Genomic DNA, 26,924 nt, shown 5'->3' with positions numbered 1-26,924 from the left:
TATGCGCTTAGTCTCATTATTACCTTCAAGGACAGCACTCAACAAAACCAGCTTATTAAGCTTCGCCCTCGCCAGTAGCCTGCTATTAGCCGGTTGCGAAACAACTGGCAGCCAAATGGCCGGAACGGCCGCAGATAGTCGCTTAACTAAGTCCGATAGCGCCACCTTTTTCAGTAAATCCGGCTATCAAGCCTGTGCGGTAGGCGCTGGAGTCGGGGTCCTGGCTTGCCTCGCCTCTAATAGTGGTAACAAAGCGGCCTGTGCAGTGGCTGCAGGGATTGCCTCCTGTGGGGTAGCTATGGGCGCCAACTACTACTTAGATAATCGCCGCGGCCAATACGCCAATAGCACCCAACGCTTACAGGCCATGACCCAAGATGTGCGCCAAGACACCCAGCGTGTTGCGCAACGCACCGAAGTAGCAAAACGAGTGATTAATGATGACAAGCTAACGCTGGCGCAAATTAATCGCGATATAGCCAATAACAAACTTAACCAAGCCCAAGCACGCAACGAACTGGCCAGTATCGATAGCAACATTGCCGTACTGCGCAAAGATTTAGCCAACATGAAAAACAAAGCGCAAGAATACAGCAAAGTTGCGCAACAAGAGCGTAATGATGGCGCGGGAAATAACGTGGTGGCTATGGAGCGTGAAATTGCACAAATGAATCAAAAGGTTGCCGCCTTACAAAACGAAGTTGATGGTCTCTATCGTCAGCGTTCAGCGATTAAAATTGGGTGATCAGAATGATTAATTTAAAACACACCGCTTGGCTAACCTGCATCAGTCTCAGCTTAATGCTAGTAGGTTGCGCAAATAATCCGCAAAGCCTTAGCCATTGCGACTCCACCAAAGCTGACCCCAGCATGTGGGAAAAACTTCGCTGTGATACCGGCGGTGCTTACCGTCAGCAAGTGAAAGATAATGAGCAACAACTGTTAGATGCCCGTGCAGAAAACCAATTGTTCCATCAAATTTATGCTGAAATCGAAGCCCAGCAACAAGCCGTGAAAGCTGATTTAAAGACGCAACTACAGCAACAAGCGCAACTACAGCAGTCGCTCAATACATTACTAAGCCAACTTAAAACTAAGCACGCCAATAAAGCTGATGCACAGCAGCAGCTAGCTAACTTAGAGGCACAAATTAAACGCACTCAGCAGCAAGCTAATAATAACGATCCCGCAGTAGTGGCAGCAAAACGTAAAGAACTGGCTGAACTGCAACGCCAAGTTAGTCGCTTACAATTAAGCCTAGGCTATTAAGAAAAACTGCTTAAGCGATAACTATCCACGTATAGTTATCGCTCTTTTTTGTTTACCTGAGTCTGCTTTATGCAACGCATTGTTCGTACAGATCAGCCCTATACTGATTTTTCGGCCTCGGCCCAAGCGCAATTGGCGGCACTGCAGCAGCACTGTCCACCTAGGGTAGTTAATCTGTTTGCCAGTGCTCAAGCCAGCCCTCAAGGTGCGCTCGAATGGTGGTCTGAATTAACCGGGCAACCCCTAGCCTATGCTCAGCTAACTGAGGAGCAACAAACCGCTTTACTGCACAAAGTTGAGCAAAGCCAACAAGCGTTACGCTTGATTATCGAGCAGTTAACCACTGACCAACCTGCCGCTGCTAGGCTACTGCAACAGCTGCTTAAAGCCCCCACTAGTGCTAATTTATTTAGCATCAATGAACAACCGGTATTTATTGACTGGCCAAACCTGCCTAGCGCTACCGCAGCAACGCCATCATCACTGCGAACTAACAACAGAATCGCAGCCGTCCCAGCTTCCACTCCAGCAAGCCCCAAGTCAGCTAATAAAAAATACTGGCCCTGGCTGCTGTTGTTATTGCTGTTACTCGCTCTGCTATTGTATGGGTTCTGGCGATACGGGTTAACCTCACCCCATCCTGCAGTGATTCCTACTCCACCTCTGCTGGACACCACACCTCCCAAAGAGGCTGATCTTACGCCAACATCTGCCCCCTCGGTAGAAGAAGAGCCGCGCGTAGCCATCGACCCTGCACCGCCAGCGCTAACTTTACCTGAAACTAAGGAACAACCACCCGTTCAGGCGCAAGCCCAAGCACCGGTAGCCAAAACACCCGCAACGCCAACCCAACCCGCTCAGCCAGCTCCAGCGGTAAAAAAACCGAGCAAGCCGGTCAAAAGCGGTCGAGTTGAACATTATGCCTGCAGCAAATCCAAAAGTGTCGAACCACCCGACTTTGTCACGGTGTTAGATACCTCTGGTTCTATGCGTTTAAATATTCAAACCAGCGCCCAAGAAGAGCAATGGATTAATCAATCAGGCTTGCTCTACGAGGACAGTAATCGTCATCCCAAGCGCTTACACTTATTACGCGAGCCCACCCGTGAGAGCGTAGCGAAACAGGCCTATAGCCAAATGCTGGACCACCTAGATCCAGATATTCTCACGCGACTGATTACCTTTAATGGCTGCCCACAACCTGTCGATCATGGGCTCTACGGTCCCAGCCAAAGACGCCAGCTAAAACAACGCGTAGCCAGTTTAACTGCCTACGACGGCACCCCTTTAGCCGCCAGCTTGCGAGCAGCAGCAGCGAAGGTCGATGGAGTCAACAAAGATGCCATGATCGTAATGTTCGTCGATGGGGAGGATGGCTGTGGCGAGAATATCTGCGCGGTAGCTAAGCGCTTAGCTCAGCAAAAACCAAGATTACAAGTCAATATTGTCGACCTGAGTGGCCACGGCTTATCAAACTGTGTTGCCGAAGCCACGCAAGGCCGCGTTTATAACTCACAAAATATTGCCACACTGAATCAAGCCTTCCTGCAATCAACTGCCGAGTTCAGCCAACAATCCTGTGACTAACCGCCTAGCCACGCCCGTACTGGGCGTGGCCATTTGCTTAACGCATTTTAAAATACTCTAAGTGTAAGCAGTCAAGACTGCGGCCTTGGCGCTGCATTTCTTGCTGGATCGAGCGCGCAAAAGGCTCTGGGCCACAGAACCAAATCGGTGTATCCAGTGCACTACCCTGCAAGATAGTGTCTGCAGTTAACCGGCCTTGAGTATCACTGGTATGCACCCGTAACTGAATGCTTGGCAGCTGACTCGCCAAGTGTTCTAAATGTTCTAGATAAGGCGCCTGTTCGCGACAAGCCACGCAGTAATACAACGTTGCTTGTGGCGCTGTTTCAGGTTGCGCTTGCAAGGCTTCTAACCAGGCAACAAAAGGTGTAATCCCAATTCCACCGGCTATCCATAATTGCGGCTGCTCATCACCAAGACGCGGAGTAAAACAACCATAAGGTCCTTCTACTTGCACCTTCTGCCCGACCTTTAACAAGGCCGACAAACGGGCGCTGTAATCCCCTAACACTTTGATTGAAAAGCGTGCTACACCCGCTGTGGTTGCAGCATTACTCAGCGTAAAGGGATGCGCTTCAGGCAGTGCCGCAAACTTAACAAAAGCAAACTGCCCTGGCTGATGTTGCCAACTTTGAGGCAAAGCACATACTACTTCTAATACCTGGCTCGGCAGCTGACGCAACTGCTGAATTTGGCCAGTGTATTGCTGAACTGTACCAATTTTGCCTAATAGCGAAACAGCCGCGCAGCAGGCACCGATTACTCCTACCACTACAATTAACCAACTCGCCGGCATCGCCCACCAATGGGCTGGCATCAGTACCACCGCATGAAACAGCAAAATTAAATACGCCGCGGCCATAAGTTTATGTGCATACCGCCACACATGGTAAGGAAAGCGCTGCCACAAGGTAATGACTAGCATGCCGGCTAAGAACCAGGCCGTCCACTCGCCAAGGTCTTTAGCAATACCGCGGTAACCATCGAACCACGCCACCGCTTTTGCCCCTACTCCTGTCTTCACTTCAGCTGCAAACACTAGCTTTAGTAAGGGCTTACTCAGTTTTAACCCATAGTGCAGCAAAGAAAAAACAATCGCCCAAATACCCGCCAATTTATGCAAGCGATACAGTTTATCTAAACCATTAAAACGGGCCTCTAGCCAACGCGGCCGAATCGCCAGCAGCATGACCAAGCTCATCAGCACAAAAGCAATAAAACCACTTAAGTAAATAAGCTGCTTACGCCAAAACCAAATACTGTTATTGACTTCTAGCCCTGTGAGCGACCATACAAATAGCCCTACACATATCACTACAATCAGACTTATGCTCTTTTTCACGGCATTATCTCATCAACTAATTTCACTTAAGACTATAGATTAAATCACCACAAAAAACATATTTTTCTTTATAAATCAACAACTTAAATATAAACGAAAGCATTTTCATTTCGTTTTAAATGCTCTCTTAAACCGCCCTTACTGCAACAACCGCGCTCTGCTCGAGTAGATTTAAGAATTGGCGGCGCAGCAGGTAGCCACACTCGCTGATCGCGCTAGCCGATAGAGTCAGGCTGAAGATAAATTTTAGACACAAAAAAACCCCAATTAAGGGGCTTAATGTTGTTTGACTGATGATTCAATCAAACTGAATATGGTGGCTACACCGGGACTTGAACCTGGGACATCAGCATTATGAATGCTGCGCTCTAACCAACTGAGCTATGTAGCCTTCGTTTCGATGGCGCGCATTATGCTTAATTTAAATACGGCTGTCAACCATTATTTGTAAAATAATGCATTTTTCTTACTTTTTAACCTAACCACCATATTCTTAGCGTACTATGCCTAAGTGTTACGGTTCATTACTTAAAGGAAATTTATCATGGCAGCAAAGAAAATTTTAATGCTCGTAGGTGATTACGTCGAAGATTACGAAGTTATGGTTCCTTTTCAGGCATTGCAAATGGTTGGTCATACCGTGCATGCGGTCTGCCCTGAAAAAAAAGCTGGCGACTTTGTGCGCACCGCTATTCACGACTTTGAAGGTGACCAGACCTACAGTGAAAAACCGGGCCATAATTTTATTCTTAACTTCGATTTCGCTGATGTTAAAGCAGAAGACTATGATGCACTGATCGTTCCTGGCGGCCGCTCACCAGAGTACCTACGCTTAAATGAGCAAGTGCTTACTATCGTTGAGCACTTTGGCAGCAAGAAAAAGCCTATTGCCGCTGTATGTCATGGGCCACAACTGCTCGCTGCAGCCGGTGTATTAGAAGGCCGTGAGTGCAGCGCTTACCCAGCCTGTAAGCCCGATGTATTGCTAGCAGGTGGCGAGTACGTCGAGCTTGATGCAAGCCATGCTCACTTAGAAGGCAACTTGGTTACCGCACCGGCTTGGCCTGCCCACCCTACCTGGTTAGCCGGCTTTTTAATGTTACTGGGTACTAAAATTACCCTCTAACTTAAAATGTGCCGCAAACAAAAATGCCGTCAGTCAATGACGGCATTTTTATATTAATGAAGCCTACATTAACTCGGTGACTTCTCAGTGCGCATGGTCACAAACTCTTCAGCCGCACTGGGGTGAATACCAATGGTGTCATCAAACACCTGCTTAGTAGCGCCAGCTTTTAGCGCAATCGCAATGCCTTGAATCAGTTCACCAGCATCCGGCCCTACCATATGGCATCCCAGTACTTTATCTGTGGCACGATCGACAATCAGTTTCATTAAAATACGCTCTTGGCTGTCCGATAAGCTAGCCTTCATAGGTCTAAACTTACTTTCATAAATAGCCAGATCCAAGCCTTGCGCCCTAGCCTGCTCCTCGGTTAGGCCGACCGTGGCGATATTAGGCAGACTAAATACCGCAGTAGGAATCAGCTGATAATCAACAGCTTTATAAAGTTCAGGCTTAAATAAACGCCGGGCTACTGCCATCCCTTCTGCTAAAGCCACTGGAGTTAATTGCACTCGGCCAATCACATCACCAATTGCTAAGATACTAGGCACTGAGGTTTGATAATATTCATCAACCTCAATATAGCCCTTATCCGTCAGCTTAATACCTAGCTGCTCAATCCCTAGATTATCCAGCATCGGACGGCGTCCGGTCGCGTAAAACACGCAGTCTGTTTCGCTTTGACTGCCATCGTTAAAGGTCACTAATAAACTACCGTCAGTTTGCTTAGTAATTTCTTGAATGTCCGTATTAAATTTCAGTGTTAGCCCTTTTTCACCCAAGGTATGCTCAAGATGATTACGTACATCCTGATCAAAGCCCCGTAAAAACTGCTCGCCTCGATAGACTAACGTTGTGTCGCTGCCAACCCCGTGAAATACCGAGGCAAACTCAACCGCAATATAACCGCCGCCAACCACTAGTACCCGCTTAGGCTGTTCGGGCAAATAGAACACTTCGTTTGAGCTAATCACGTGCTCATTGCCTGGAAACTCTGGCACAAAAGGCCAGCCGCCCACGGCAATTAAAATACGCTCCGCGGTGTAGGTTATGCCATTGACTGTAACCGCATTGGGTCCACTGATTGCAGCATGGCCTTCAATGAGTTCAACGCCAGAATTGACCAGCAAGTTACGATAAATACCATTGAGCCGCTCAATTTCTCGGTTTTTATTTTCAATCAGGGTCGGCCAAGAAAACTCACTCACCCCAGCTTGCCAACCAAAACTTGCCGCTAGTGCCTGCTCTTCTGGCATTTGCGCGGCATACACCATCAACTTTTTGGGCACGCAACCAACGTTAACACAGGTTCCTCCTAGGTAACGGCTTTCAGCCACGGCAACCTTAGCCCCAAAACCTGCGGCAAAACGGGCAGCACGTACGCCACCTGAACCTGCACCAATCACAAATAGATCAAAATCAAACGACATCACTCGCTCCTATCTCGTGCTCTTAGCTTAGCCTTCGCACCGCTAATGCACTTAAAAACAGTTGGCAGGCTTAGGCAAACCAGCTAAACGCGATACTATTTTGGCTGGCTGCCCATTAAATAAGCTATTTAAATATAAGCTATTGCCTTTTTCTTTACCTAATTGCTGCGCAATATACTTCACTAAGGCACGATTAGCAGGAGACAAATCAAAAGTCTGATAAAACTGCTGTACCGCTTGGATGATTTCCCAATGAGCCGCCTGTAGCTGAATACCTTCTAACGCGGCCAAGTGCTCAGCCACCTCGGGCGACCAATCGTCAAGCTTGGCTAAATAAAAATCTTGATCCAAAGCAATCACCCGTCCAGCGACAGTGAGTGTTCCATTCACCATGCACACACTCGCTGCGCCTGAATACTTAACTCCACAAAGCCTACATAGTTAATGGCTTTCACTCCGGCCGGCAAATGGATATTGCGCGCCTGCAAATCTTCTTCCAATACATAGAGTTGACCGGCGTGTGCAATTTGGCTTAAAGCCCCACTTAGCTGCACTAGGCCGTAGACCGCATCCCCCACTAACAACAGCTGATCAGTTACGGCATAAGCCATCAAACACAGGGCTAACTCTTGCTGACTATAAGGTGAAGTAGCCACCACATGTAAGGTTGCTGGCAAATTCTGATTCATAGCACTATCACCTGATCATGGTTAGCCAATAATTGACTGATTTGCTGAGTATCTACCACAGTTGCCACAATCACCCGCTCTGTCTCTAGCTGCCCACGCTTAGCTAAACAGTCAGCAGAAACATACACAGCATCAATCTCAAATAAAGGTAAGGCTTGCAAATTAGCTGATAGATTTTTTTGCTCCAGCACTGTTGGCTGCTGCTGGGCTAAGGGTTGCAGTACCCCATCCCCCATAAATAACAGGCTAATCGGCAATTCAAAGGCACCGCCAGATAAAGCAAGATCGAGTAGTTCTCGGGCATTTAAACTCGACCAAGGCGCAGATTTAGCTATCAGTAATAGTTTTTTCTGCACTTCAATACTCTCCAAAACTTAACAAGCGATCACTGCTTTGCAGAGCTTCATGCAGCTGCCCAAGGCCTGATAACTCAAAGCCTGGCGCTAAATTATGACTCATGATCTGATAGCGCTGTGCTTCCGCTTGATCCAGTACCCCCCGCCGCAACCCAGCAGCAATACACACCACTGCATCGAGTTGATATTGCTGTACCAGCGCTTGCCACTGCGCGGCGGTATTGGCTTCGTCTTGTGGTATGACTAACTGCAACGAAGCATTGGCCACCCCTTGCTGATAAAAAAACACCCGTGTCAGTTCATGACCTGCCTCAAGTAAGGCTTGGGCAAACTTAAGCGCGCGGCGCGAGCCTGCTGACTGCGCGGAACCGGTCACCATCAGGGTAAATTTCATCACGAGTTATCCGTTAAAGGTTGCTGCAGTAACACTAAGAGTTCGCTAAGCTCTTGACGAATTTCAGCCAGTACTTGCTGCTCTAGTTTAGGCACAGCTGCCGGCGCTGCCAGATCATCCGCGGCATTAGCTAACACTGATGTTTCACCGTGCAATAAAAAGCGTTTAGCCTCAGCAATCGTTAAGCCTTGATTGTTAAGTAACTGACTAATCTGCTGCACAATAAAAATATTCTGCCGAATATAGTACCGACGTTTTCCCCGACGTTTGACTGGCAATAACTCAGCAAAAGCTTGCTCCCATTGTCGCAAGATATGGGGCTCAACCCCAGTCAGTTGACTAACTTGGGCAATCGTAAAATAGCGTTTATCGGGAAGGTTTAACCCAGTCGTTTGTTCAGTGCTCACTGAGCTCTCTAGCATAATCATCGACTCGATCACGTAATTTTTGACCCGGCTTAAAGGTCACCACTCGACGGGCAGAAATTTCAACTTCTTCGCCCGTCTTAGGATTACGTCCAGGCCTCTCGCGCTTGTCACGCAACTCAAAATTTCCAAAACCTGACAATTTGACCGGTTCATTATTTTCTAAAGCAAGGCGTATTTCCTCAAAAAAACTATCTACTAGATTTTTTGCGTCTTTTTTACTCAGGCCAAGTTCTAGGTGAAGAAACTCGGCCATTTCTGCTTTAGTTAATGCACTCATTACTTTTACTTCCTTAATGAAGCCTTGAACTTATCCGCCAGTAACGCCAAGACACTATCGGTGGAATTACTGACTTCCTCGTCAGTTAGAGTGCGGGATGGATGCTGCCAGGTCAAGCCAAGCGCCAAGCTTTTGCTGTCAGGCTCAATTCCTTTACCTTGGTAGACATCAAATAAGCGTAACTGGGTGAGCCACTCACCGGCAGCGCTGCGAATGGCTTGCTCGATTTCGGCCGCAGGCACTTCAGCTGCCACCACTAACGCCAGATCTCGGCGTACTTCAGGAAAGCGTGATAATTCCTGAAACGCAGGTAATCGGCCTTGCTGAATTCCTTCTAACAACAACTCAAACATAAATACCGGCTGATCTAAATCCAGCGCTTTGGCTAGGCTTGGATGCAGAGCTCCCATGTAGCCTACCACCTGTCCAGCACGCTCTACCCGCGCGCATTGCCCCGGATGGAAGCCGTGTTGTTGACAAGGAACGAAGTTAAACTGATCCAAAGCCCCCGCTGAACCTAAAATAGCTTCCACATCAGCTTTAAGGTCATAAAAATCCACCATCTCACGGTTATGCGCCCAAGCTTCTGGTAAGCGTAATCCAGTAATCACACCCGCTAACATACGCTCTTGTTTTAAGCTGTCTAGCTGACCAACAAAACGCAAGCCACTTTCAAATAAACGCACACGGTTTTGCTGACGATTTAAGTTATGTCCAACCGCTTTCAATAAACCCGGAAGTAACGAGGCACGCATTGACGACAAATCGCTGGAAATTGGGTTAGCCAATTCTAATGCAGGCTCATCGGGATGAAAGAGCGCAAATACTTTAGGATCAATAAAGCTGTAAGTAATGGCCTCTTGATAACCGCGAGCTACCAATAAGCGGCGCAACACCGGCAGGCTCATTTGATCTTCTGGCTGCGGCTGTGGCGCTAAACGTGCTTGCGGATAGTTCACCGGTAAACGGTCATAACCGTATAAGCGACCGACTTCCTCGATTAGATCCGCCTCAATCGTTAAATCAAAACGGTGACTTGGCACCTCTACCTGCCACACGCCTGGCGCTTGCGCAGTTAAAGTTAAACCTAACGCTGTGAGCAAACGCTCTATCTTGGCGTCAGCTAACTCTAGCTCAAACATTTGTGCAATACGTTCGGCACGTAAGGTAATTGGCTCACGCTTAGGTAACTGTTCAGCTGCAAGCGCTTCAGTGATAGGACCTGCCTCACCACCGACAATTGCTAGCAGTAATTCCGTCGCGCGCTCCAGCGCTTGACGCGGTAAATTGAAATCAACCCCACGCTCATAGCGATGTGAAGCATCGGTATGAAGTCCGTAGGAGCGGGCTTTCCCGGCAATCTTAATTTGATCAAAAAAAGCACTTTCTAAGAATAGATCACGCGTTGTCTCAACCTGTACTCCGCTCTCTTCACCGCCCATCACACCGGCAATTGCTAGTGCTTGCTGATGATCGGCAATGACTAACGTTTGCGCATTAAGCGTAACTTCTTGACCATCGAGCAAGGTAATTTTTTCTGCCTCGTTAGCGTAGCGAACCTGAATACCGCCTTGGATTTTAGCTAAGTCAAAGGCGTGTAATGGCTGCCCCATTTCAAGCATGACATAGTTAGTAACATCAACTGCCGGATCAATACTGCGCACATCGCTGCGACGCAAGCGCTCAACTAACCACTCAGGAGATGGCTGAGTTAAATCGACATTCTTAATCACGCGTCCTAGATAACGTGGACAGGCTTCAGTAGCTAACACCTCAACCGGTAACGTGTCTTGATGTGTTGCGTTAACAGCACTGGCACTTGGTAAATTGGCTGGTACGCCATACAGCGCCGACACTTCACGTGCTAAACCGGTTAAAGACAGACAGTCACCACGGTTAGGGGTTAAATCCACTTCAATCATGGCGTCATCTAAGTTTAACGCCTCACGCAAACACTGCCCCGTAGGCAATGTTAAATCAAGCTCGTAAATGCCGTCATTTTCTTCGCTAATTTGCAACTCACTGGCTGAGCACAACATGCCAAACGACTCAACGCCACGCAGCTTAGCTTTTTTGATTTTAAAGCCGCCTGGTAATACTGCGCCAATTTTTGCAAAAGGAATTTTAATCCCTACCCGGGCATTGGGCGCACCACAGACTACCTGAAATGTTTCTTGACCATCAGACACCTGGCAAACCCGTAACTTATCGGCATCCGGGTGCTGCTCAGCAGCCATAATCTCCCCTACGACCACCCCAGAAAACGCCCCAGCCACCGGCTCGACTGCGTCAACTTCAAGGCCCGCCATCGATAGGCGCGCCACCAACTCATCACGAGAAACGGCTGGATTAACTAGACTGCGTAACCAACTTTCACTGAATTTCATACTGTTCTGCTCCTAAGAATGATCTAAAACTTAACGAAATTGCGCTAAAAAGCGCAGGTCATTTTCAAAGAACAGACGTAAGTCATTCACGCCATAACGCAACATAGCTAAACGCTCAACGCCCATACCAAAGGCAAAGCCTTGGAACTGTTCAGGATCAATTCCCGACATACGCAGCACATTCGGGTGCACCATGCCGCAGCCCATAACTTCTAACCAACCGGTTTGCTTACACACGCGGCAGCCATCGCCATTACACATCACACATTCCATGTCCACTTCTGCCGAAGGCTCAGTGAACGGGAAAAAGGATGGGCGAAAGCGTACGCCTAAATCTTTTTCAAAAAACACCCGTAAAAATTCTTCAATGGTGCCTTTCAGGTCAGCAAAGCTAATGTTTTTATCAATCAGCAGGCCTTCTACCTGATGAAACATCGGTGAGTGAGTGATATCCGAGTCACAGCGATAGACACGGCCTGGGCAAACAATACGAATCGGGGGTTGTTGTTGCTCCATCGTGCGCACTTGTACGGGTGAGGTATGGGTACGCAGCAGCATATGTGCATCAAAATAAAAAGTATCGTGCATCGCCCGTGCCGGGTGATGGTCGGGGATATTCAGCGCCTCAAAGTTATGATAGTCATCTTCCACTTCCGGGCCTTCTGCCACACCATACCCAATTTGACTAAAGAACTTCTCAATACGCTCCATAGTACGCGTTACTGGGTGCAATCCACCACTTTGCTGACCGCGCCCTGGCAGGGTGACATCAATAGTTTCTGCTGCTAACTGAGCTTCAAGTGCGGCATCTTCTAATAATGCTTTACGCTGATTTAGCGCTGACTGAACTTGCTCTTTAGCTTCGTTAATTAAAGCGCCCGCTTTAGGCCGCTCCTCAGCTGAAAGACCACCTAACTGCTTCATTAACTGGGTGATTTCACCCTTTTTACCTAAATACTGCACCCGTAGCTGTTCAACAGCTTGAGTGTCTTGACTATTATTTACTGCTGCAATGGCTTGTGCGACGAGCGCATCGAGATTTTCCATTTAAACCTCCAAAGTGTCTTGCAAAACTGCCTGCTAAAAGACCGCTTGCTTTGGCAGTCGCACTTTTGCAAGACGCTCTGACATTAACTGATTAAGATAAGTGTTTGATTATATACGAAATAAGGGAAGAGCCTGAGCCCTTCCCTTATTTTTTTAACGCTTGTTGCAACGTTCGAAATTAAGCTAGAGCAGCTTTAGCTTTCTCAACGATGGCAGCAAACGCCGCTTTTTCATTTACCGCTAGATCCGCGAGTACCTTACGGTCGATCTCGATGGATGCTTTTTTCAGGCCAGCAATGAAACGGCTGTAAGACAGACCATTTACACGCGCACCGGCGTTAATACGAGCAATCCATAATGCACGGAACTGACGTTTTTTCTGACGGCGGTCGCGGTAGGCGTATTGACCTGCTTTGATTACCGCTTGCTTGGCAACGCGGAATACGCGTGAGCGTGCACCGTAGTAACCTTTAGCAAGTTTCAGAATTTTCTTGTGACGGCGACGAGCCTGAACGCCACGTTTTACACGAGCCATAAACTATTACCTTTATTTATCTAGACTTAAATTAACGAACGCGCAACATGCGCTCTACACGTTGAACTTCAGACGGGTGCATCAAGGATGTACCGCGTAACTGACGCTTACGTTTAGTAGTCATTTTAGTCAAGATGTGACTCTTGAAAGCGTGCTTGTGCTTGAAGCCGTTGGCGGTAGCCTTGAAACGTTTTTTAGCACCGCTCTTTGTTTTCATCTTTGGCATGTTTGAATACTCCGCATTCAGTGATTACGCATAACCTTAAGGCCTGCCAGTGCCCTAGGGGGTTACTTTTTCTTTTTCGGGGCGATGACCATGATGAGTTGACGTCCTTCCATCTTCGGGAACTGTTCAACGGTGCCGTAGTCTGCAAGGTCATTTTCAACCTGCTTTAACAGCTCCATGCCCAGCTCCTGGTGAGCCATCTCACGACCACGGAATCGTAACGATACCTTGGCCTTATCCCCGTCTTCTAGGAAACGTATCAGGTTGCGTAGTTTTACCTGATAATCCCCTGAATCCGTCCCTGGACGAAACTTAATTTCTTTTACCTGCACTTGTTTCTGGTTCTTACGAGCCTGTGCTTGCTGCTTTTTCTTCTCAAACAGATGTTTGCCATAATCCATGACACGACATACTGGAGGGTTAGCATCCGCAGAAATCTCTACCAGATCCAATCTTGCCTCTTCGGCAAGTTGCAGGGCTTCATCAATCGAGACGATCCCGACTTGCTCACCATCTGCGCCAATCAAACGCACTTCACGTGCGGTGATGTTTTCGTTAATAGGGGCCTTAGGGGCACTTCGTCTGTCTTGTCTCATATCTCGCTTGATAATAATCACTCCAAATCTTGGCGTCCGCGCCGGGAAATCGCAGTTTCTAATTGCTGTTTAAATTGCTCCACCGTCATGGATCCTAAATCTTTTCCATCACGAGAGCGAACTGCGACCGTTTGTGTTTCCACTTCCTTATCACCTACTACCAACAGATAAGGAACCTTCAACAAAGTGTGCTCGCGGATTTTAAAGCCGATCTTCTCATTTCTCAAGTCAGTCTTGGCTCTAAATCCACTTTCGTTCAGTTTTTTTTCAAAATTCTTGGCAAATTCAGCTTGTTTATCGGTAATTGTCATAATGACCGCTTGAGTTGGGGCCAACCAAGCTGGGAAAGCACCTTCGTAATGCTCAATCAAAATACCAATAAAACGCTCAAACGAACCTAAAATAGCTCGGTGTAACATCACCGGATGCTTACGATCGTTTGTTTCACTGACATATTCAGCATCTAAACGTACGGGTAGATTGAAATCCAGCTGTAAAGTTCCGCACTGCCAAACACGGCCTAAACAGTCGCGCAATGAAAACTCAATTTTTGGACCGTAAAATGCACCTTCACCTGGCTGTAACTCGTACTCCAGACCCGCAGCCTCTAATGCCGCCGCCAAAGCTGCCTCGGCTTTGTCCCACTGCTCATCAGAACCTACTCGCTGTTCTGGACGCGTAGAGAGCTTTAACTCTAAATCAGTAAAGCCAAAGTCTTGATATACCTTGCGAGTTAACTCGATAAAGGCTGCAGATTCGGCCTGCATTTGATCTTCGGTACAGAAAATATGCGCATCATCTTGAGTAAAGCCACGCACCCGCATAATGCCGTGCAATGCACCCGATGGCTCATTGCGGTGGCAAGACCCAAACTCAGCTAGACGTAGCGGCAACTCACGGTAGCTTTTTAGACCTTGATTATACACCTGCACGTGACACGGACAGTTCATCGGTTTAATCGCGTAATCACGTGACTCTGACTCAGTGACAAACATGTTGTCAGCATAGTTGGTCCAGTGACCTGACTTTTCCCAGAGTACTCGATCCACAATTTGCGGAGTTTTAATCTCTAGATAGCCATTATCACGCTGGACTTTACGCATATACTGCTCAAGTACCTGATAAATCGTCCAGCCATTAGGATGCCAAAATACCATACCTGGTGCTTCTTCTTGGGTATGGAACAGATCTAAACGTTTACCCAGCTTACGGTGATCGCGCTTCTCGGCTTCTTCAATTCGCTGAATATAGGCATTAAGCTGCTTTTTGTCCGCCCACGCCGTACCGTAAATACGTTGTAATTGCTCATTTTTAGAGTCGCCACGCCAGTAAGCACCCGAGAAACGAGTCAGCTTAAAAGCCTTTAGAAAACGAGTATTAGGCACGTGAGGACCACGGCACATATCCACGTATTCTTGGTGAAAGTACAAGCCCATTTGCGTTTCGTCTGGCATGTCTTCAATTAAACGTAATTTATAATCTTCACCGCGCGCTTTAAATAGCTCAATTACTTCAGCACGCGGAGTCATTTTTTTAATGACGTCATAATCTTGATTAATCAGCTCTTGCATGCGCTTCTCAATCGCAGCCATATCCTCAGGAGTAAAAGGACGCTCAATGGCAATATCGTAATAAAAGCCTTCGTCAATCACCGGCCCAATCACCATTTTCGCTTGCGGAAACAGCTGTTTAACCGCATGCCCTACTAAGTGGGCACAGGAGTGGCGAATAATTTCCACGCCCTCTTCGTCTTTTGCCGTGATGATTTGCAAACTGGCATCTTCTGTAATCAGATCACAAGCATCGACCAAACGACCGTTCACTTTACCGGCGATGGTTGCCTTGGCTAAACCTGCACCAATTGATTGGGCAACTTCAGCAACAGAAACGGGTTGATCAAAAGAACGCTGACTTCCGTCAGGAAGGGTAATAACCGGCATGGCGCCTCCTCTCCTAGTGGTGACCCCTACCAAAGGTCACATGGGTTGGGATGAGCCAGTAAGAGCGATTTATCTATCACTTGCGATACAAGGCAAAACTTTTTTAGATTAATCGGAGTCACTGGAAAATAATAAGTCATAAAATGATTAAAGGCCGCAACAGCGACCTTTAATTATCAAACAGACGGCAAGTATAACAGATCTTACCTAAGTTACTAAACCTTAATCAGGCTACAGCCCAACTGCTTTACGCCACGCGTCAATTAAGTCTGAGTCATAATTATAGATATCACTTCTAAACTGTAAGCGCCCATCTTCCTCTACAGCTGCCGTCCAATAAGCCAGCAATACCGGAATCGGCTGAGCCAAGGATACATTCTGTGTACGACCACTTTGCTGCACCTGCTTAACTTTATTTTGCAAAGCACTGCCAGCATCTTTAAACAACCAATCAATTAAATGCTGGATATTTTCTACCCGCACACAGCCGGAACTGACCGAACGGTTAGCTCGATCAAACAGCGCCTGACTAGGGGTATCATGCAAGTACACCATAAACGGATTGGGAAAGCGTATCGCGACCTGGCCTAAGGCATTACGGGGTCCTGCAGCCTGCCGCAACATAATCGGGCCAGGATTTGACCAATCAATCTCATAAGGATCTAAACGATTGCCCTGCATATCCAGCACCGTCATCCGACTCCGCGCTAGGTAGCCAATATCGCGCTGAATAGCCGGCAACTTATCGCGGCGATAAATCGTTGGCGGCACAGTCCAAGTAGGGTTCAACGTGAGATGAGTGATCCGCGACTTCATTAGCGGTGTTTTACGTGCAGCAGAACCTACCTGACCACGGCTCTGCCACACATGCTCACCCTGATAAAAATAATTTAATTGCGCCCCAGCAATATCAGTTAATAAAAGTGTGGGCTCCATTAAATTATTTACCCAACGCATACGCTCCAAGTTAATGGCAATTTGTCGATTTCGCTGCTCAGGTGAAATATTAATCTGCTTTAAGGTAGCCGGCCCAACAATGCCATCATCCGCCAAGCGATGATCGCGCTGAAAGGCTTTTACCGCCTCAACTAACTCAGCATCGTAAATATTTTCTGGCTCAACTATTGGCGCTGATAGGCCATGCAACTCTTCAGCTATCGCTGCAGCTTGGTTCGCCACTAAATGCTCTGCAGTCAATGCCGACTCAGCAACGGCCGTAGTTTCAGCTAAACCAGCAGCACTGGGCAGAATGTCTACTGCAGACACTTCGGGCAAATAATTCAGTTCAGTTAAGCGCGCTCGCAAAATTGGCGTACGCTCATCATCACGGGCATTGGGTTTCAGTGACTTAGCTCCAGCGGGCACCTCAACCCAAGATTGCTGCCCTCTTTCTAAGCGTTGCTGCAACGCGTTACGCAACTGCTGATAAGTGGCTAGTTTAGGACGCACAGCGCTAAATGCCTGCTCAGGTTGTGCAATATATTGAGCGGCCAACGCTACTGTATCTGCCTGCCAATTAAATCCTTGGGTGTTTTTATCGAACCAATAAGGCTCCACTTGCTGCGGGTCTAACACCCCTTGTCGCAGTGCCTGTAACGCGCTTAAGTAACTATGGCTCAATTGAATATCTGTACAGGATTCAGCATCGAAAGCGTTATTATTTGCAGCTAAGGGATACTGCTTCGGGTTTAACCCATCAAAGCGCAATTGTTGGATTTGAGCCTGTAATTGTTCGCGCTGCTCAGCGCTAGTCCATTGCGGAGCAAAATTAAATTCAGTATAAAACCGACTCAATTGTTTCAAATCATTACTGGAAAGCTGCGCTAAATCGGCCCCACAAACTTCAGACAAACGGCTAAGCACTGGTTTTAGCTCAGTTTTTTGTCCATCTTCAAGCTCGGCGGCCATACTTAAGCCGACTATCAAGCTACTCATCCCTGCGGCCACTATCATCATTCGGGTCAACAACAGTTTTTCTCCTCGTCTGTGAGCTGCTACCATCCGTTCATTAGCTAAACTGTGTTTAAGTTAAAGGCGCTTACCTATGACTTTAACAAAGCTTGATCGGCACTTATTTTAATCACTAGTGCATAAAAGTCATCTTTTAAAACCTGTGTATTTTATTAAACAACTATTTTGACTCGAGGTTTCCTGCAAAATGGCGCGCTCTTTATTTTCTTTAGGGAAAGTCACCTCCCTCATTGGCGGCTTATTACTATCAGCCTTTGCCACTGCCACCCCCCACGACACCCTCACGCTGCAACTGAGCAAGCAAGCCCCCGACCTTAATAAAAAAGTCTTATCCCATGCGGTAAGCGCTATGAAGTGTGCCCTTAGCAACACTCCCCACAGCAAACCAGCTGAACGCCTGGCAGTGATTGATTTTTCCTTACCCTCGACTCAACAGCGGCTATGGATTTTTGATCTAAAAGCTAAAACGCTCGTGCTACAAGATTTAGTCTCCCATGGCATGAAATCTGGCGACAATCTAGCCTCGAGCTTTTCCAACACCGAAGGAAGCCACCAATCTAGCCTTGGCTTATTTCGCACCGCAGAAAGCTATACCGGTCGCAATGGTTATTCGTTACGTTTAGATGGCCTAGAGTCTGGCTTTAATGATCGCGCCCGTGAGCGGGCAATCGTGATCCACGGAGCGGATTACGTCAATCCAGACTGGATTCAAAGCCAAGGCCGCATTGGTCGCAGTCAAGGTTGCCCTGCTGTACGCCCTGAGATTGCCAACCAAGTCATCGACCAACTAAAACACGGACAATTTGTTTTCTCTTGGTATCCCGATCAAGAGTGGCTAGCCAATTCAACCTACCTTAACTGCCCAAGCAATCAGCGCATCGCTGCCAACAGCAATCAACATCGTGGCGGCTAAACAGCGGGTATAAATTTTAATTCCCCTCAATGAACACAGGCGCCTAATTGGCGCCTGTGTTAGTTATCCCTTAGCTTATTAGCTTAAGCCTTAGTAATAACCTCTAAGCCGCCCATATAAGGTTTTAACACTTCAGGCACCTGAATACTGCCATCCGCTTGCTGATAGTTTTCAATCACTGCCACCAACGCTCGACCCACAGCCAAACCAGAGCCGTTTAAAGTATGCACTAACTCAGGCTTACCCGTTTCAGGGTTACGAAAACGTGCTTGCATACGCCGCGCCTGGAAATCACCACAGTTAGAGCAAGAGGAAATCTCACGGTATTTATCTTGGCTAGGCACCCACACCTCAATATCGTAGGTTTTAGTGGCACCAAAACCCATATCGCCAGTACATAGCGTCATCACGCGATAAGGCAGCTCTAACAACTGCAGTACCCGCTCAGCGTTAGCCGTTAAGCTTTCTAAGGCGGCAAATGAAGTGCTCGGCTCAACAATTTGCACCATTTCCACCTTGTCAAATTGATGCTGACGAATCATCCCACGGGTATCACGTCCTGAAGCACCTGCCTCACTGCGAAAACAGGGCGAATGAGCCACTAATTTCAATGGTAACTGGTCAGCCTCTAAAATTTCGCCAGCCACTAAGTTAGTTAGCGAAACTTCAGCGGTAGGAATCAAATAAAGTGGCGCCTGCTCTTCACGATCTAAACGAAATAGATCTTCTTCAAATTTAGGCAACTGCCCAGTGCCTTGCAGTGCAGTACCTAGCACTAAATAAGGCGTATAGGCTTCTTGATAGCCATGCTCAGAGGTGTGCAAGTCCAGCATAAACTGTGCTAAAGCACGGTGCAGACGGGCAATGCCGCCACGCATTACTGAAAAGCGTGCTCCCGACAACTTAGCGGCTGCCTCAAAGTTTAAGCCACCTAACTGCTCGCCTAACTCGACATGGTCTTTAATTGCGAACTCAAACGTCTTAGGCGTTCCCCAACGGCGCACTTCAAGGTTGTCATTTTCATCTGCGCCGACGGGTACCGACTCATGCGGTACGTTAGGCATGCTCAGCAGTAAGTTGTCGAGCTGTGACTGAATGGCTTCTAACTCTCGTTTCCCCTGCTCTAGCTCGCTGCCTAATTGCTCAACACTAGCCAGTAGTGGCGCTATATCTTCACCTCGCGCCTTGGCCTGACCAATAGATTTGGAACGACTATTACGCTCGGCTTGTAACTCTTCGGTACGTGTTTGCACTGCCTTGCGCTGCTCCTCAAGGGCAGTGACTGTTGCTACATCAAGCTGATAACCGCGCGCGGCTAAACGCTGTGCCACTTCTTCTGGTTGCGTACGAACCCATCTAGAATCAAGCATTTATTTATCCATTAACCTATTGTTCTAATCAAAAATACACCTAACCAAGCAGCAACTAAGCCCCCTAGCAGGCTACCCAGTATATAAAATAAAGCGCCACTCCACTGTGCATTTTCTAACAGCCTCAGTGACTCTAAAGTAAAACTAGAAAATGTAGTAAGACCGCCTAATAACCCTGTCATCAGCAACACACGTGTCGCCTCACTTACCCCGGCCCTCGAACTAAACCAGGCATAGCAACAACCTATGGCAAAACTGCCGACTAAATTTACCGCCAAGGTTGCCAAGTAAGCCGGTTGGTTATTTATTGTAAAACCATAACTCACAATAAAACGTAATAAACTGCCAATGGCACCTCCCAGCATCACCACCAGCAGCAAACTGACTCCAGGCATTAATCTATCCGACGTTTAGTTGGGCTTAGCTGATCAAGTTGCTGTAAATGCTGCAGTTTAGCACCTATCTTTAGCTCTAATCCCCTTGGTACTGGCTGATAATACTGAGTCGGCGTCATGCTTTCTGGAAAATAATCTTCACCGGCCGCATAAGCCTCTGGCTCATCATGGGCATAACGATAAGCTGCACCATACCCTAAGTTTTTCATGAGCTTTGTTGGTGCATTACGTAGATGTAAGGGCACATCCAGCGAGCCATACTGCTCTGCATCTCGACGTGCTGCTTTATAAGCCATATACACCGCGTTACTTTTAGGGGCACAGGCCAAATAAGTAATAGCCTGAGCAACAGCCAACTCGCCTTCCGGACTACCCAAACGTTCTTGTACATGCCAGGCATCTAAACATAATCCCAATGCCCGAGGATCAGCATTACCAATGTCTTCACTGGCCATACGAACGACGCGGCGGGCAATATATAAGGGATCACAGCCGCCATCGAGCATGCGTGTAAACCAGTACAGGGCAGCATCCGGATTGGAGCCACGCACCGATTTATGCAACGCAGAAATTTGATCGTAAAACGCTTCGCCGCCTTTATCAAACCGCCGAAAGCTATCAGCCAACACACCCTCTAATAGGGCGCTATTTATTTCGCCCTGATCTTCAACTAAATCAGCAGCATTTTCTAATAAATTCAATAAGCGCCGACCATCACCATCGGCAGCTTGGATTAACAAGCTCTGCGCTTCGTCGGTCACGCTGAGTTGTCTTGCAGCTAACCCCTTCTCTTCAGTTAAAGCACGCTGCATTAATTCCGCCAGCGCCTGCTCATCTAAGCGCTGTAAAACATACACGCGCGCTCGGGATAACAGCGCATTATTCAGTTCAAACGAAGGGTTTTCAGTCGTAGCGCCGATAAAAATAAAGGTGCCATCTTCAACATAGGGCAAAAAAGCATCTTGCTGGCTTTTGTTAAAACGATGCACTTCATCAACAAACAAAATAGTCGGCCGACCTTGGGCCGCTTGTTGTTTTGCAATCTGCACCACTTCGCGAATTTCTTTTACCCCAGATAGCACTGCAGAAATCGTTTCAAAATGAGCATCGGTAACTTGAGCCAGTAACCGTGCCAGCGTGGTTTTACCCACGCCAGGCGGCCCCCAAAAAATCATCGAGTGCAGTGCACCTTGCTCAATCGCTTCACGCAATGGCTTACCCCGGGCCAAAATATGCTGCTGCCCCACATATTCATCTAAGTTCGCGGCGCGTAAGCGCGAAGCTAGGGGTTGTACCGGATTAGTCTGCGTAAAAAGATCCACTCTGCCCTCAATAATTACCTAACTTGATCGATGAAGCCTTTACTCTTCAATCACATCCACGCCTTTAGGAATCACAAACTCAAATCGTTTAGCGTCCACTGGCTGATTCATTTTGACCGCTGAAAATAAAATATTCGTTCGTTGCCCCAAACCATCGACTAACTGCATGTCATTAATTAATCCATTGCGAAAAGATAAGCGCAAAGTTTCAAATAAGGTTTCAGGATCCAATGGCTTTAAAGTAAAATCAACCACACTGCCACCCTCTTGGTGCGACACAGAAAAACTCTCGGTAATTTTACTCAAATCACCCGACAGCAATAGCGCTGGAGTGTGGGTAAGGCGCTGATCCATTGCTTGGACTGTAACCTGCATTAAGTCAGGGTCATACAGCCAGATCTTTTTCCCATTAGAAATCAGTTCCTGCTCCATTGGTGCATCAGTATGCCAATAAAACAGTCCTGGCCGCTTAAGCACCATGCTGCCATTGGTTTCTTGCATATAAGAACCTGCACTGTCTAAGGTCATCTGAGAAAAGCGGCCTTCTAAAGTCTCAGCCTTACCCAACAGCTCACTCAAACGCTTTACTGATGCAGCTTGATCAGCATACAGCGGTGTTGTCATTAATGCTAAACAAGCAGCACCAGCAATGGCGACAGTTTTTACTGCTAAAAAAATACGCTTAAACATACTTATCCCTTCTTCAATAACGATCACTGCCTACTAGTCTTTAACTGGCGGCGGAGCTATGACCTCACGCGAGCCATTATGTGCCGCTTCTGAAACAATCCCCGCTGCTTCCATTGCCTCAATCATCCGTGCAGCACGGTTGTAACCAACACGTAGCTTACGTTGTACCGCTGATATAGAAGCCCGGCGCGACTCTGTCACAAAATATACAGCCTCATCAAACAGTGGATCATCCTCTTCACCATCGGTGGCCATGGTTGCCTCTGACTCTTCCTCACCGACGAGAATCTCTTCAATATAATCAGGCGCACCTCGTTGTTTCCAAGCATCTACCACACGATGCACTTCCTCATCAGAAACAAAGGCACCATGCACCCGAGTCGGCACACTAGTACCTGAAGGTAGGTACAGCATATCGCCGTGGCCTAGCAGTTGTTCTGCTCCGCCCTGATCTAAAATAGTCCGCGAGTCAATTTTACTAGAGACTTGGAAGGCCATACGGGTGGGAATATTGGCTTTAATTAGGCCAGTAATCACATCCACCGAAGGACGTTGGGTCGCTAAAATTAAATGGATTCCTGCTGCCCGTGCTTTTTGTGCAATACGTGCAATTAGCTCTTCAACTTTTTTGCCAACGATCATAATCATGTCGGCAAACTCATCAACCACCACCACAATGGTTGGCAGCTTAGTTAAGGTTGGCGGCAAATCATCTGGGCTTTGTTTGCGATAAGTCGGATCCGCTAAAGGCTGCCCAGCCATCTCGGCTTGGCGGATTTTCTCATTAAAGCCCGCTAGGTTTCTAACCCCCATCGCTGCCATTAACTTATAGCGGCGCTCCATCTCAGCCACACACCAACGCAGTGCATTGGCAGCCTCTTTCATATCCGTCACTACCGGACATAATAAATGCGGAATCCCTTCATAAATTGAGAGCTCTAGCATTTTGGGGTCAATCATGATCAAGCGCGCGTCCTCTGGAGTCGATTTAAATAAAATCGAGAGAATCATCGCGTTAACCCCTACCGACTTACCTGATCCGGTAGTACCTGCCACCAATAAGTGTGGCATTTTCGCAAGATCAGCAGTTACCGGCTGACCACTAATATCATGCCCCAAGCCTAATGACACTGCCGACTGCTTATCTTCAAACTCTGGGGTATCAATTACCTCAACTAAGCGCACGATCTGGCGGTTTTCATTGGGCACTTCAATCCCAACCGTGGTTTTACCTGGAATCACCTCAACCACTCGCACACTGATCATAGCCATGGAGCGGGCTAAGTCTTTGGCTAAGTTGGTAATCCTACTAACTTTAATTCCAGGCGCTAGCTCAATCTCAAAGCGTGTCACTACAGGCCCCGGATGCACTGACTCGACAGTAACCTGAACGCCAAACTCTTTGAGCTTGGTTTCTAGCGTATGGGACATCTCCATGAGCTCTTGCTCACTGTAGCTAATCGCTTTAGCTGAAGGCGTATCCAATAAACTCAGGGGCGGCAAGGTGCCCACTAGACCGCGATCAACGGTGGTCATCGGGGTAATAGGTGCACTCGCTACCGGCTCTGGGTGATACATAGCTGGCGTTGCAGGACCAATAGTAGGCTGAGATACCGCAGACTCAGGCGCTGCAGGTGACACTGGCTGAGCTGCTGCAAAAGTTTGAGCTGTAACTAAATTAGGACTAGTGCTCGGTTGCCACTGCGCAAACTGATTAGGTTGCTCGGTTTGATAACTGCGGCTAATGCTTGGCACGCTCATATCGGCTAGGCTCTCAGACGCCGTTTGACTGGCGGCACTAGGCGCTGCGCTAGCAACTTCTGGCGCTGACGCTGGAGCCGGCTGATCGATTGCGGTATCTAGCTCAGTTAAAGGGGCTACGTCGAACGCATCCTCTTCTGTCACTAAATAGTCTTCTTCTAGGGTTAGCGAAGAAAGCGTAGGCTCAGTACGCTCGCTGGCTGGACGGCGAATAAAGCGAGTGGAAACAGATACTTCGGTTTTATCTTCTGGTTCGTCAATAGCAACGACGGGGGCCACGTGCATAGCTGGCTCAGAAACAGGCGCAGGACGTGCTGCAGGTGCTACTCGGTGAATTTTTGGCCCACTGACTGGTGCTACGGGCTCACGGACTAACTGATCACGAATAGAGGCTAAGGAGCTCACATTCTCAAAGGCGATTGCAGGTTGCTGATCAAAGCCTGAGGTTGTATCCGCTGTATCAACCGTGGCGGAAAATGAGGTTAACTCGGGCTCTTTACGCTGTTTGAGCGAGGCCACTGGCTGAGCGTCTAACTCATCTTCTTCCTCAAGCATCTCCTCAGCGGCTTGCTCGGCTAATTCGGCACGGCGTTGTTGGCGATCCTGAAAGTTACTGACCAAACGCTCCCATAAGACCAGTGCATACTTGCCGATTTTATCCATTAAATTGAACCAGGACAGATTGGTAAAGGTAGTAAATCCAATTAAAAAAGCAGCAAATAGTAATAAGCTAGCACCTTGGCTATTAAGCAAAGATACCGCTATACCGCCTAGGGTTTCGCCAATAATATTGTAGTTGGTCAACTGATCTGCTGGCTTAAGCTGAAAGATATAAGCCAAACCAGCGCCAGACACCATCAACAGAATAAAGCCCACACTGCGTATTACTAACACTTTGCTGTCCAGCTCAATTGGCTGATAACGGCGTAAAAATACTTGAATGGTTTTAATCACCAGTAAAATTGGAAACACCCAAGCAAAGTAGCCCACAGCGCTAAATAAAATATCCGCCACCCAAGCCCCTAAGCGCCCTCCCCAGTTTTGCACTGGGACTGCATCCATACTGGCTTGACTAAAACTCGGGTCTTTAGGATTAAAACTAATTAACACCATCCAAAAAAATACACTGAGCACCACCAGCAGCAACACCAGCCCTTCTTTCATCCGGACCTGAACCTGTTCATGCCAAGAGATTGGCTGACGCTCACTACTCTTTTGCTTACTCAACTTTTTCAAAGGAATACCTGACTCGCTACCAGTAAAATAACAACCACAGTAAAAGCATGCATTGTACGGATTTACAGTGAAAATTTCATGCCCGATTAAGCAAGTTTCCAAAGTAAATATTTTGCTCTATGGTGGAACTTATTTTGTTGGCACTTTTACTTAAAGGATCTAGCATGCTGCCTTGGCTTAGCCCTGATAACTGCGACTTTCCACCTCTAAGCACGGCTCTCAAGCAACCCGACGGATTACTCGCCGGAGGCGGTGACCTATCAGTGGAGCGCCTCACTGCCGCCTATCGACATGGATGCTTTCCGTGGTTTAGTCCAGGTCAGCCTATCCTATGGTGGTCGCCTAATCCGCGGACGGTCTTATTTCCAGAGCGTTTTCACCTAAGCAAAAGCCTGCGTAAAACATTCCGTAAAGCGCAGTTTAGCGTCACCTTAAATCAAGCCTTTGCTGAGGTCATAACCGGCTGCGCCGCTCCCCGCGATGCCCATGGCACTTGGATTACTCAAGCCATGCAAACGGCCTACCAACAACTGCATCACGCAGGAATCGCCCACTCGGTTGAAGTATGGCAAGCACAAGAACTAGTCGGCGGCTTATATGGCGTTGCTTTAGGCCAAGTGTTTTTTGGTGAATCTATGTTTAGTCGGGTCAATAATGCCTCGAAAGTAGGCTTTGCCACCTTAGTGAGTGAGCTTAAAGCCCAGCAGTTTGCTTTAATTGACTGCCAAGTTCACACTGAACACTTGGCCAGTTTCGGGGCAGAACCCATCAGCCGCACGGCATTTGCCGATTTTTTAAATCAGTTTGCTGATCGCCCCTGTCGCATGGACTGGACACCCCGCTCGCTTTCGCTGGTACTGGATAAGCACAATGATTAACTCCCTTGAGCACATTCCAGTAGTGCTACTGGACAATGAATCCTGCGGCTACTTTGATGACCGAAAGGCATCCAACTTACTGGTTCATCCCGACACCGAGCTTAGTCTTGACCTACAAGAGCAGCTGGGTGCTGCCGGATTTCGACGTAATGGGCAGTATTTTTATCGGCCCCACTGCCAAAATTGCGAACGCTGTGTTTCGCTACGGGTGCCAGTGCAGCAGTTCAAACCCTCACGCACCCAACGCAAGCTACTCAATCGCAATCGCCATGTGCTCACTCAGATTCGCCAACCGGAATTTCTTGAGGAACATTACGCCCTGTACTATCGCTATTTAGAGCAGCGTCACGCAGATGGTGATATGTTTCCACCTTCACGCCAAAGCTATCATAGTTTTCTAATCCAGCATGCTGGCTCAACCCAATTGGTTGAACTGCGTGATAAACACTCAAACCAGTTGCTTGCCGTGGCGGTGACTGATTTTTTAGCGAACTCTTTATCGGCGGTATACACCTTTTTTGATCCAGATCTAGCCCATCTGAGCCTAGGCAGCTTATCCGTACTTAAGCAAATTGAACTTGCGCAGCAACAGCAAAAACCTTACGTCTATTTAGGTTTTTGGATTGCCGAACATCCTAAGATGGACTACAAAACCGGTTACGCCCCCTTTGAGCTATATTTTAATGAGCAGTGGCATGCATTTGCCCCCAAATAACCACGTTAACTTGCGCTTTTTGAAATAGCTCAGCGAGTTATCTG

26 protein-coding genes, 1 tRNA gene and 2 pseudogenes are annotated in these 26,924 nt (G+C 47.7%); 7 read left to right on the top strand and 22 right to left on the bottom strand.

The genetic code is table 11. The features are described from left to right. Position 1 precedes the first annotated feature (1 nt). The 3 genes from AC2T15_RS04600 to AC2T15_RS04590 all read left to right on the top strand — a co-directional run bounded on the left by AC2T15_RS04600 (position 2) and on the right by AC2T15_RS04590 (position 2,856). Positions 2-745, top strand: coding sequence for a hypothetical protein (locus AC2T15_RS04600; RefSeq protein WP_486778854.1), 744 nt, complete (start codon positions 2-4; stop codon positions 743-745). Between the two features lie 5 nt (positions 746-750). Further along, complete coding sequence (locus AC2T15_RS04595; RefSeq protein WP_486778853.1) at positions 751-1,269, top strand: hypothetical protein; 519 nt, start codon at positions 751-753, stop codon at positions 1,267-1,269. Between the two features lie 69 nt (positions 1,270-1,338). Beyond that, complete coding sequence (locus AC2T15_RS04590) at positions 1,339-2,856, top strand: hypothetical protein (protein ID WP_486778852.1); 1,518 nt, start codon at positions 1,339-1,341, stop codon at positions 2,854-2,856. A 37-nt stretch (positions 2,857-2,893) separates the two neighbouring features. Here the strand turns inward: AC2T15_RS04590 and AC2T15_RS04585 are convergent, their stop codons facing one another. Beyond that, the gene (locus AC2T15_RS04585; protein WP_486778851.1) at positions 2,894-4,198 is read right to left on the bottom strand and encodes a ferredoxin reductase family protein; all 1,305 of its coding nucleotides are present in this window, start codon (positions 4,196-4,198) and stop codon (positions 2,894-2,896) included. Positions 4,199-4,512: 314 nt separating this feature from the next. Continuing rightward, positions 4,513-4,589: transfer RNA gene (locus AC2T15_RS04580), tRNA-Met, on the bottom strand. A gap of 153 nt (positions 4,590-4,742) precedes the next feature. Here AC2T15_RS04580 and AC2T15_RS04575 point away from each other — a divergent pair. After that, the gene (locus tag AC2T15_RS04575; protein ID WP_053101733.1) at positions 4,743-5,324 is read left to right on the top strand and encodes a DJ-1/PfpI family protein; all 582 of its coding nucleotides are present in this window, start codon (positions 4,743-4,745) and stop codon (positions 5,322-5,324) included. Positions 5,325-5,392: 68 nt separating this feature from the next. On the opposite strand, the gene gorA is transcribed toward AC2T15_RS04575, so the two are convergent. The 14 genes from gorA to AC2T15_RS04505 form a co-directional block, all read right to left on the bottom strand. Next, complete coding sequence (gene gorA / locus AC2T15_RS04570; protein ID WP_486778850.1) at positions 5,393-6,754, bottom strand: glutathione-disulfide reductase; 1,362 nt, start codon at positions 6,752-6,754, stop codon at positions 5,393-5,395. A 51-nt stretch (positions 6,755-6,805) separates the two neighbouring features. After that, positions 6,806-7,147 carry a TusE/DsrC/DsvC family sulfur relay protein gene (locus tag AC2T15_RS04565; protein WP_053106570.1) on the bottom strand — a complete coding sequence of 114 codons (342 nt, stop codon included), beginning with the start codon at positions 7,145-7,147 and terminating at the stop codon, positions 6,806-6,808. After that, positions 7,141-7,443 (bottom strand): sulfurtransferase complex subunit TusB, encoded by a 303-nt coding sequence (gene tusB / locus AC2T15_RS04560; protein WP_486778849.1) that lies wholly within the window; start codon positions 7,441-7,443, stop codon positions 7,141-7,143. The genes AC2T15_RS04565 and tusB overlap by 7 nt, the downstream gene beginning before the upstream one ends. After that, on the bottom strand, positions 7,440-7,799 hold the full coding sequence (gene tusC / locus AC2T15_RS04555; RefSeq protein ID WP_486778848.1) for a sulfurtransferase complex subunit TusC: 360 nt from the start codon (positions 7,797-7,799) through the stop codon (positions 7,440-7,442). The genes tusB and tusC overlap by 4 nt, the downstream gene beginning before the upstream one ends. Before the next feature lies 1 nt (position 7,800). Continuing rightward, positions 7,801-8,193, bottom strand: coding sequence for a sulfurtransferase complex subunit TusD (gene tusD / locus AC2T15_RS04550; RefSeq protein WP_486779015.1), 393 nt, complete (start codon positions 8,191-8,193; stop codon positions 7,801-7,803). After that, complete coding sequence (locus AC2T15_RS04545; RefSeq protein WP_373331737.1) at positions 8,193-8,600, bottom strand: MerR family transcriptional regulator; 408 nt, start codon at positions 8,598-8,600, stop codon at positions 8,193-8,195. Before AC2T15_RS04545 ends, tusD begins: the two co-directional genes overlap by 1 nt. Further along, on the bottom strand, positions 8,590-8,898 hold the full coding sequence (gene ihfA, locus AC2T15_RS04540; RefSeq protein WP_053101726.1) for an integration host factor subunit alpha: 309 nt from the start codon (positions 8,896-8,898) through the stop codon (positions 8,590-8,592). The genes AC2T15_RS04545 and ihfA overlap by 11 nt, the downstream gene beginning before the upstream one ends. A gap of 5 nt (positions 8,899-8,903) precedes the next feature. Further along, positions 8,904-11,285 carry a phenylalanine--tRNA ligase subunit beta gene (pheT, locus tag AC2T15_RS04535; RefSeq protein ID WP_486778847.1) on the bottom strand — a complete coding sequence of 794 codons (2,382 nt, stop codon included), beginning with the start codon at positions 11,283-11,285 and terminating at the stop codon, positions 8,904-8,906. Positions 11,286-11,315: 30 nt separating this feature from the next. Continuing rightward, a complete protein-coding gene (pheS, locus tag AC2T15_RS04530; protein ID WP_053101724.1) occupies positions 11,316-12,332 on the bottom strand; it encodes a phenylalanine--tRNA ligase subunit alpha in 1,017 nt (338 codons plus the stop codon). 178 nt (positions 12,333-12,510) lie between these two features. Next, positions 12,511-12,867, bottom strand: a complete 357-nt coding sequence (gene rplT, locus AC2T15_RS04525) for a 50S ribosomal protein L20 (protein WP_053102255.1) — start codon at positions 12,865-12,867, stop codon at positions 12,511-12,513. Between the two features lie 31 nt (positions 12,868-12,898). After that, positions 12,899-13,093, bottom strand: a complete 195-nt coding sequence (gene rpmI, locus AC2T15_RS04520) for a 50S ribosomal protein L35 (protein WP_053101722.1) — start codon at positions 13,091-13,093, stop codon at positions 12,899-12,901. 62 nt (positions 13,094-13,155) lie between these two features. Next, positions 13,156-13,707, bottom strand: coding sequence for a translation initiation factor IF-3 (gene infC / locus AC2T15_RS04515; RefSeq protein ID WP_173568177.1), 552 nt, complete (start codon positions 13,705-13,707; stop codon positions 13,156-13,158). Then, positions 13,707-15,629, bottom strand: coding sequence for a threonine--tRNA ligase (gene thrS / locus AC2T15_RS04510; RefSeq protein WP_486778846.1), 1,923 nt, complete (start codon positions 15,627-15,629; stop codon positions 13,707-13,709). The genes infC and thrS overlap by 1 nt, the downstream gene beginning before the upstream one ends. A 231-nt stretch (positions 15,630-15,860) precedes the next feature. Next, on the bottom strand, positions 15,861-17,597 hold the full coding sequence (locus tag AC2T15_RS04505) for a L,D-transpeptidase family protein (protein ID WP_486778845.1): 1,737 nt from the start codon (positions 17,595-17,597) through the stop codon (positions 15,861-15,863). Positions 17,598-17,787: 190 nt separating this feature from the next. Between AC2T15_RS04505 and AC2T15_RS04500 the strand changes: the two genes are divergently transcribed. Beyond that, positions 17,788-18,513, top strand: coding sequence for a murein L,D-transpeptidase catalytic domain family protein (locus AC2T15_RS04500; RefSeq protein WP_486778844.1), 726 nt, complete (start codon positions 17,788-17,790; stop codon positions 18,511-18,513). Between the two features lie 83 nt (positions 18,514-18,596). On the opposite strand, the gene serS is transcribed toward AC2T15_RS04500, so the two are convergent. The 6 genes and pseudogenes from serS to AC2T15_RS04470 form a co-directional block, all read right to left on the bottom strand. Then, complete coding sequence (serS, locus tag AC2T15_RS04495) at positions 18,597-19,883, bottom strand: serine--tRNA ligase (protein ID WP_053101718.1); 1,287 nt, start codon at positions 19,881-19,883, stop codon at positions 18,597-18,599. Between the two features lie 11 nt (positions 19,884-19,894). Then, positions 19,895-20,278 (bottom strand): fluoride efflux transporter CrcB, encoded by a 384-nt coding sequence (crcB, locus tag AC2T15_RS04490; protein WP_486778843.1) that lies wholly within the window; start codon positions 20,276-20,278, stop codon positions 19,895-19,897. Then, positions 20,278-21,600, bottom strand: a complete 1,323-nt coding sequence (locus AC2T15_RS04485) for a replication-associated recombination protein A (protein ID WP_486778842.1) — start codon at positions 21,598-21,600, stop codon at positions 20,278-20,280. The genes crcB and AC2T15_RS04485 overlap by 1 nt, the downstream gene beginning before the upstream one ends. 39 nt (positions 21,601-21,639) lie before the next feature. Beyond that, positions 21,640-22,290 carry an outer membrane lipoprotein periplasmic chaperone LolA gene (lolA, locus tag AC2T15_RS04480; protein WP_486778841.1) on the bottom strand — a complete coding sequence of 217 codons (651 nt, stop codon included), beginning with the start codon at positions 22,288-22,290 and terminating at the stop codon, positions 21,640-21,642. A gap of 33 nt (positions 22,291-22,323) precedes the next feature. Continuing rightward, positions 22,324-23,895: pseudogene (locus tag AC2T15_RS04475) on the bottom strand (DNA translocase FtsK); the annotation flags it as partial. An 816-nt stretch (positions 23,896-24,711) separates the two neighbouring features. Then, a pseudogene (locus tag AC2T15_RS04470) lies at positions 24,712-25,215 on the bottom strand (DNA translocase FtsK 4TM domain-containing protein); the annotation flags it as partial. Positions 25,216-25,451: 236 nt separating this feature from the next. Between AC2T15_RS04470 and aat the strand changes: the two are divergent. Together aat and AC2T15_RS04460 are read left to right on the top strand one after the other, a co-directional pair. Then, positions 25,452-26,165 carry a leucyl/phenylalanyl-tRNA--protein transferase gene (gene aat, locus AC2T15_RS04465; RefSeq protein WP_486778840.1) on the top strand — a complete coding sequence of 238 codons (714 nt, stop codon included), beginning with the start codon at positions 25,452-25,454 and terminating at the stop codon, positions 26,163-26,165. Further along, on the top strand, positions 26,158-26,880 hold the full coding sequence (locus AC2T15_RS04460) for an arginyltransferase (RefSeq protein WP_486778839.1): 723 nt from the start codon (positions 26,158-26,160) through the stop codon (positions 26,878-26,880). Before aat ends, AC2T15_RS04460 begins: the two co-directional genes overlap by 8 nt. Positions 26,881-26,924: the final 44 nt, after the last annotated feature.

Source organism: Thiopseudomonas sp. SA1F2-1K, assembly GCF_057443035.1.
Note: the sequence above shows the minus strand (reverse complement) of the source record. Positions and strands in the feature narration are given on the sequence as shown.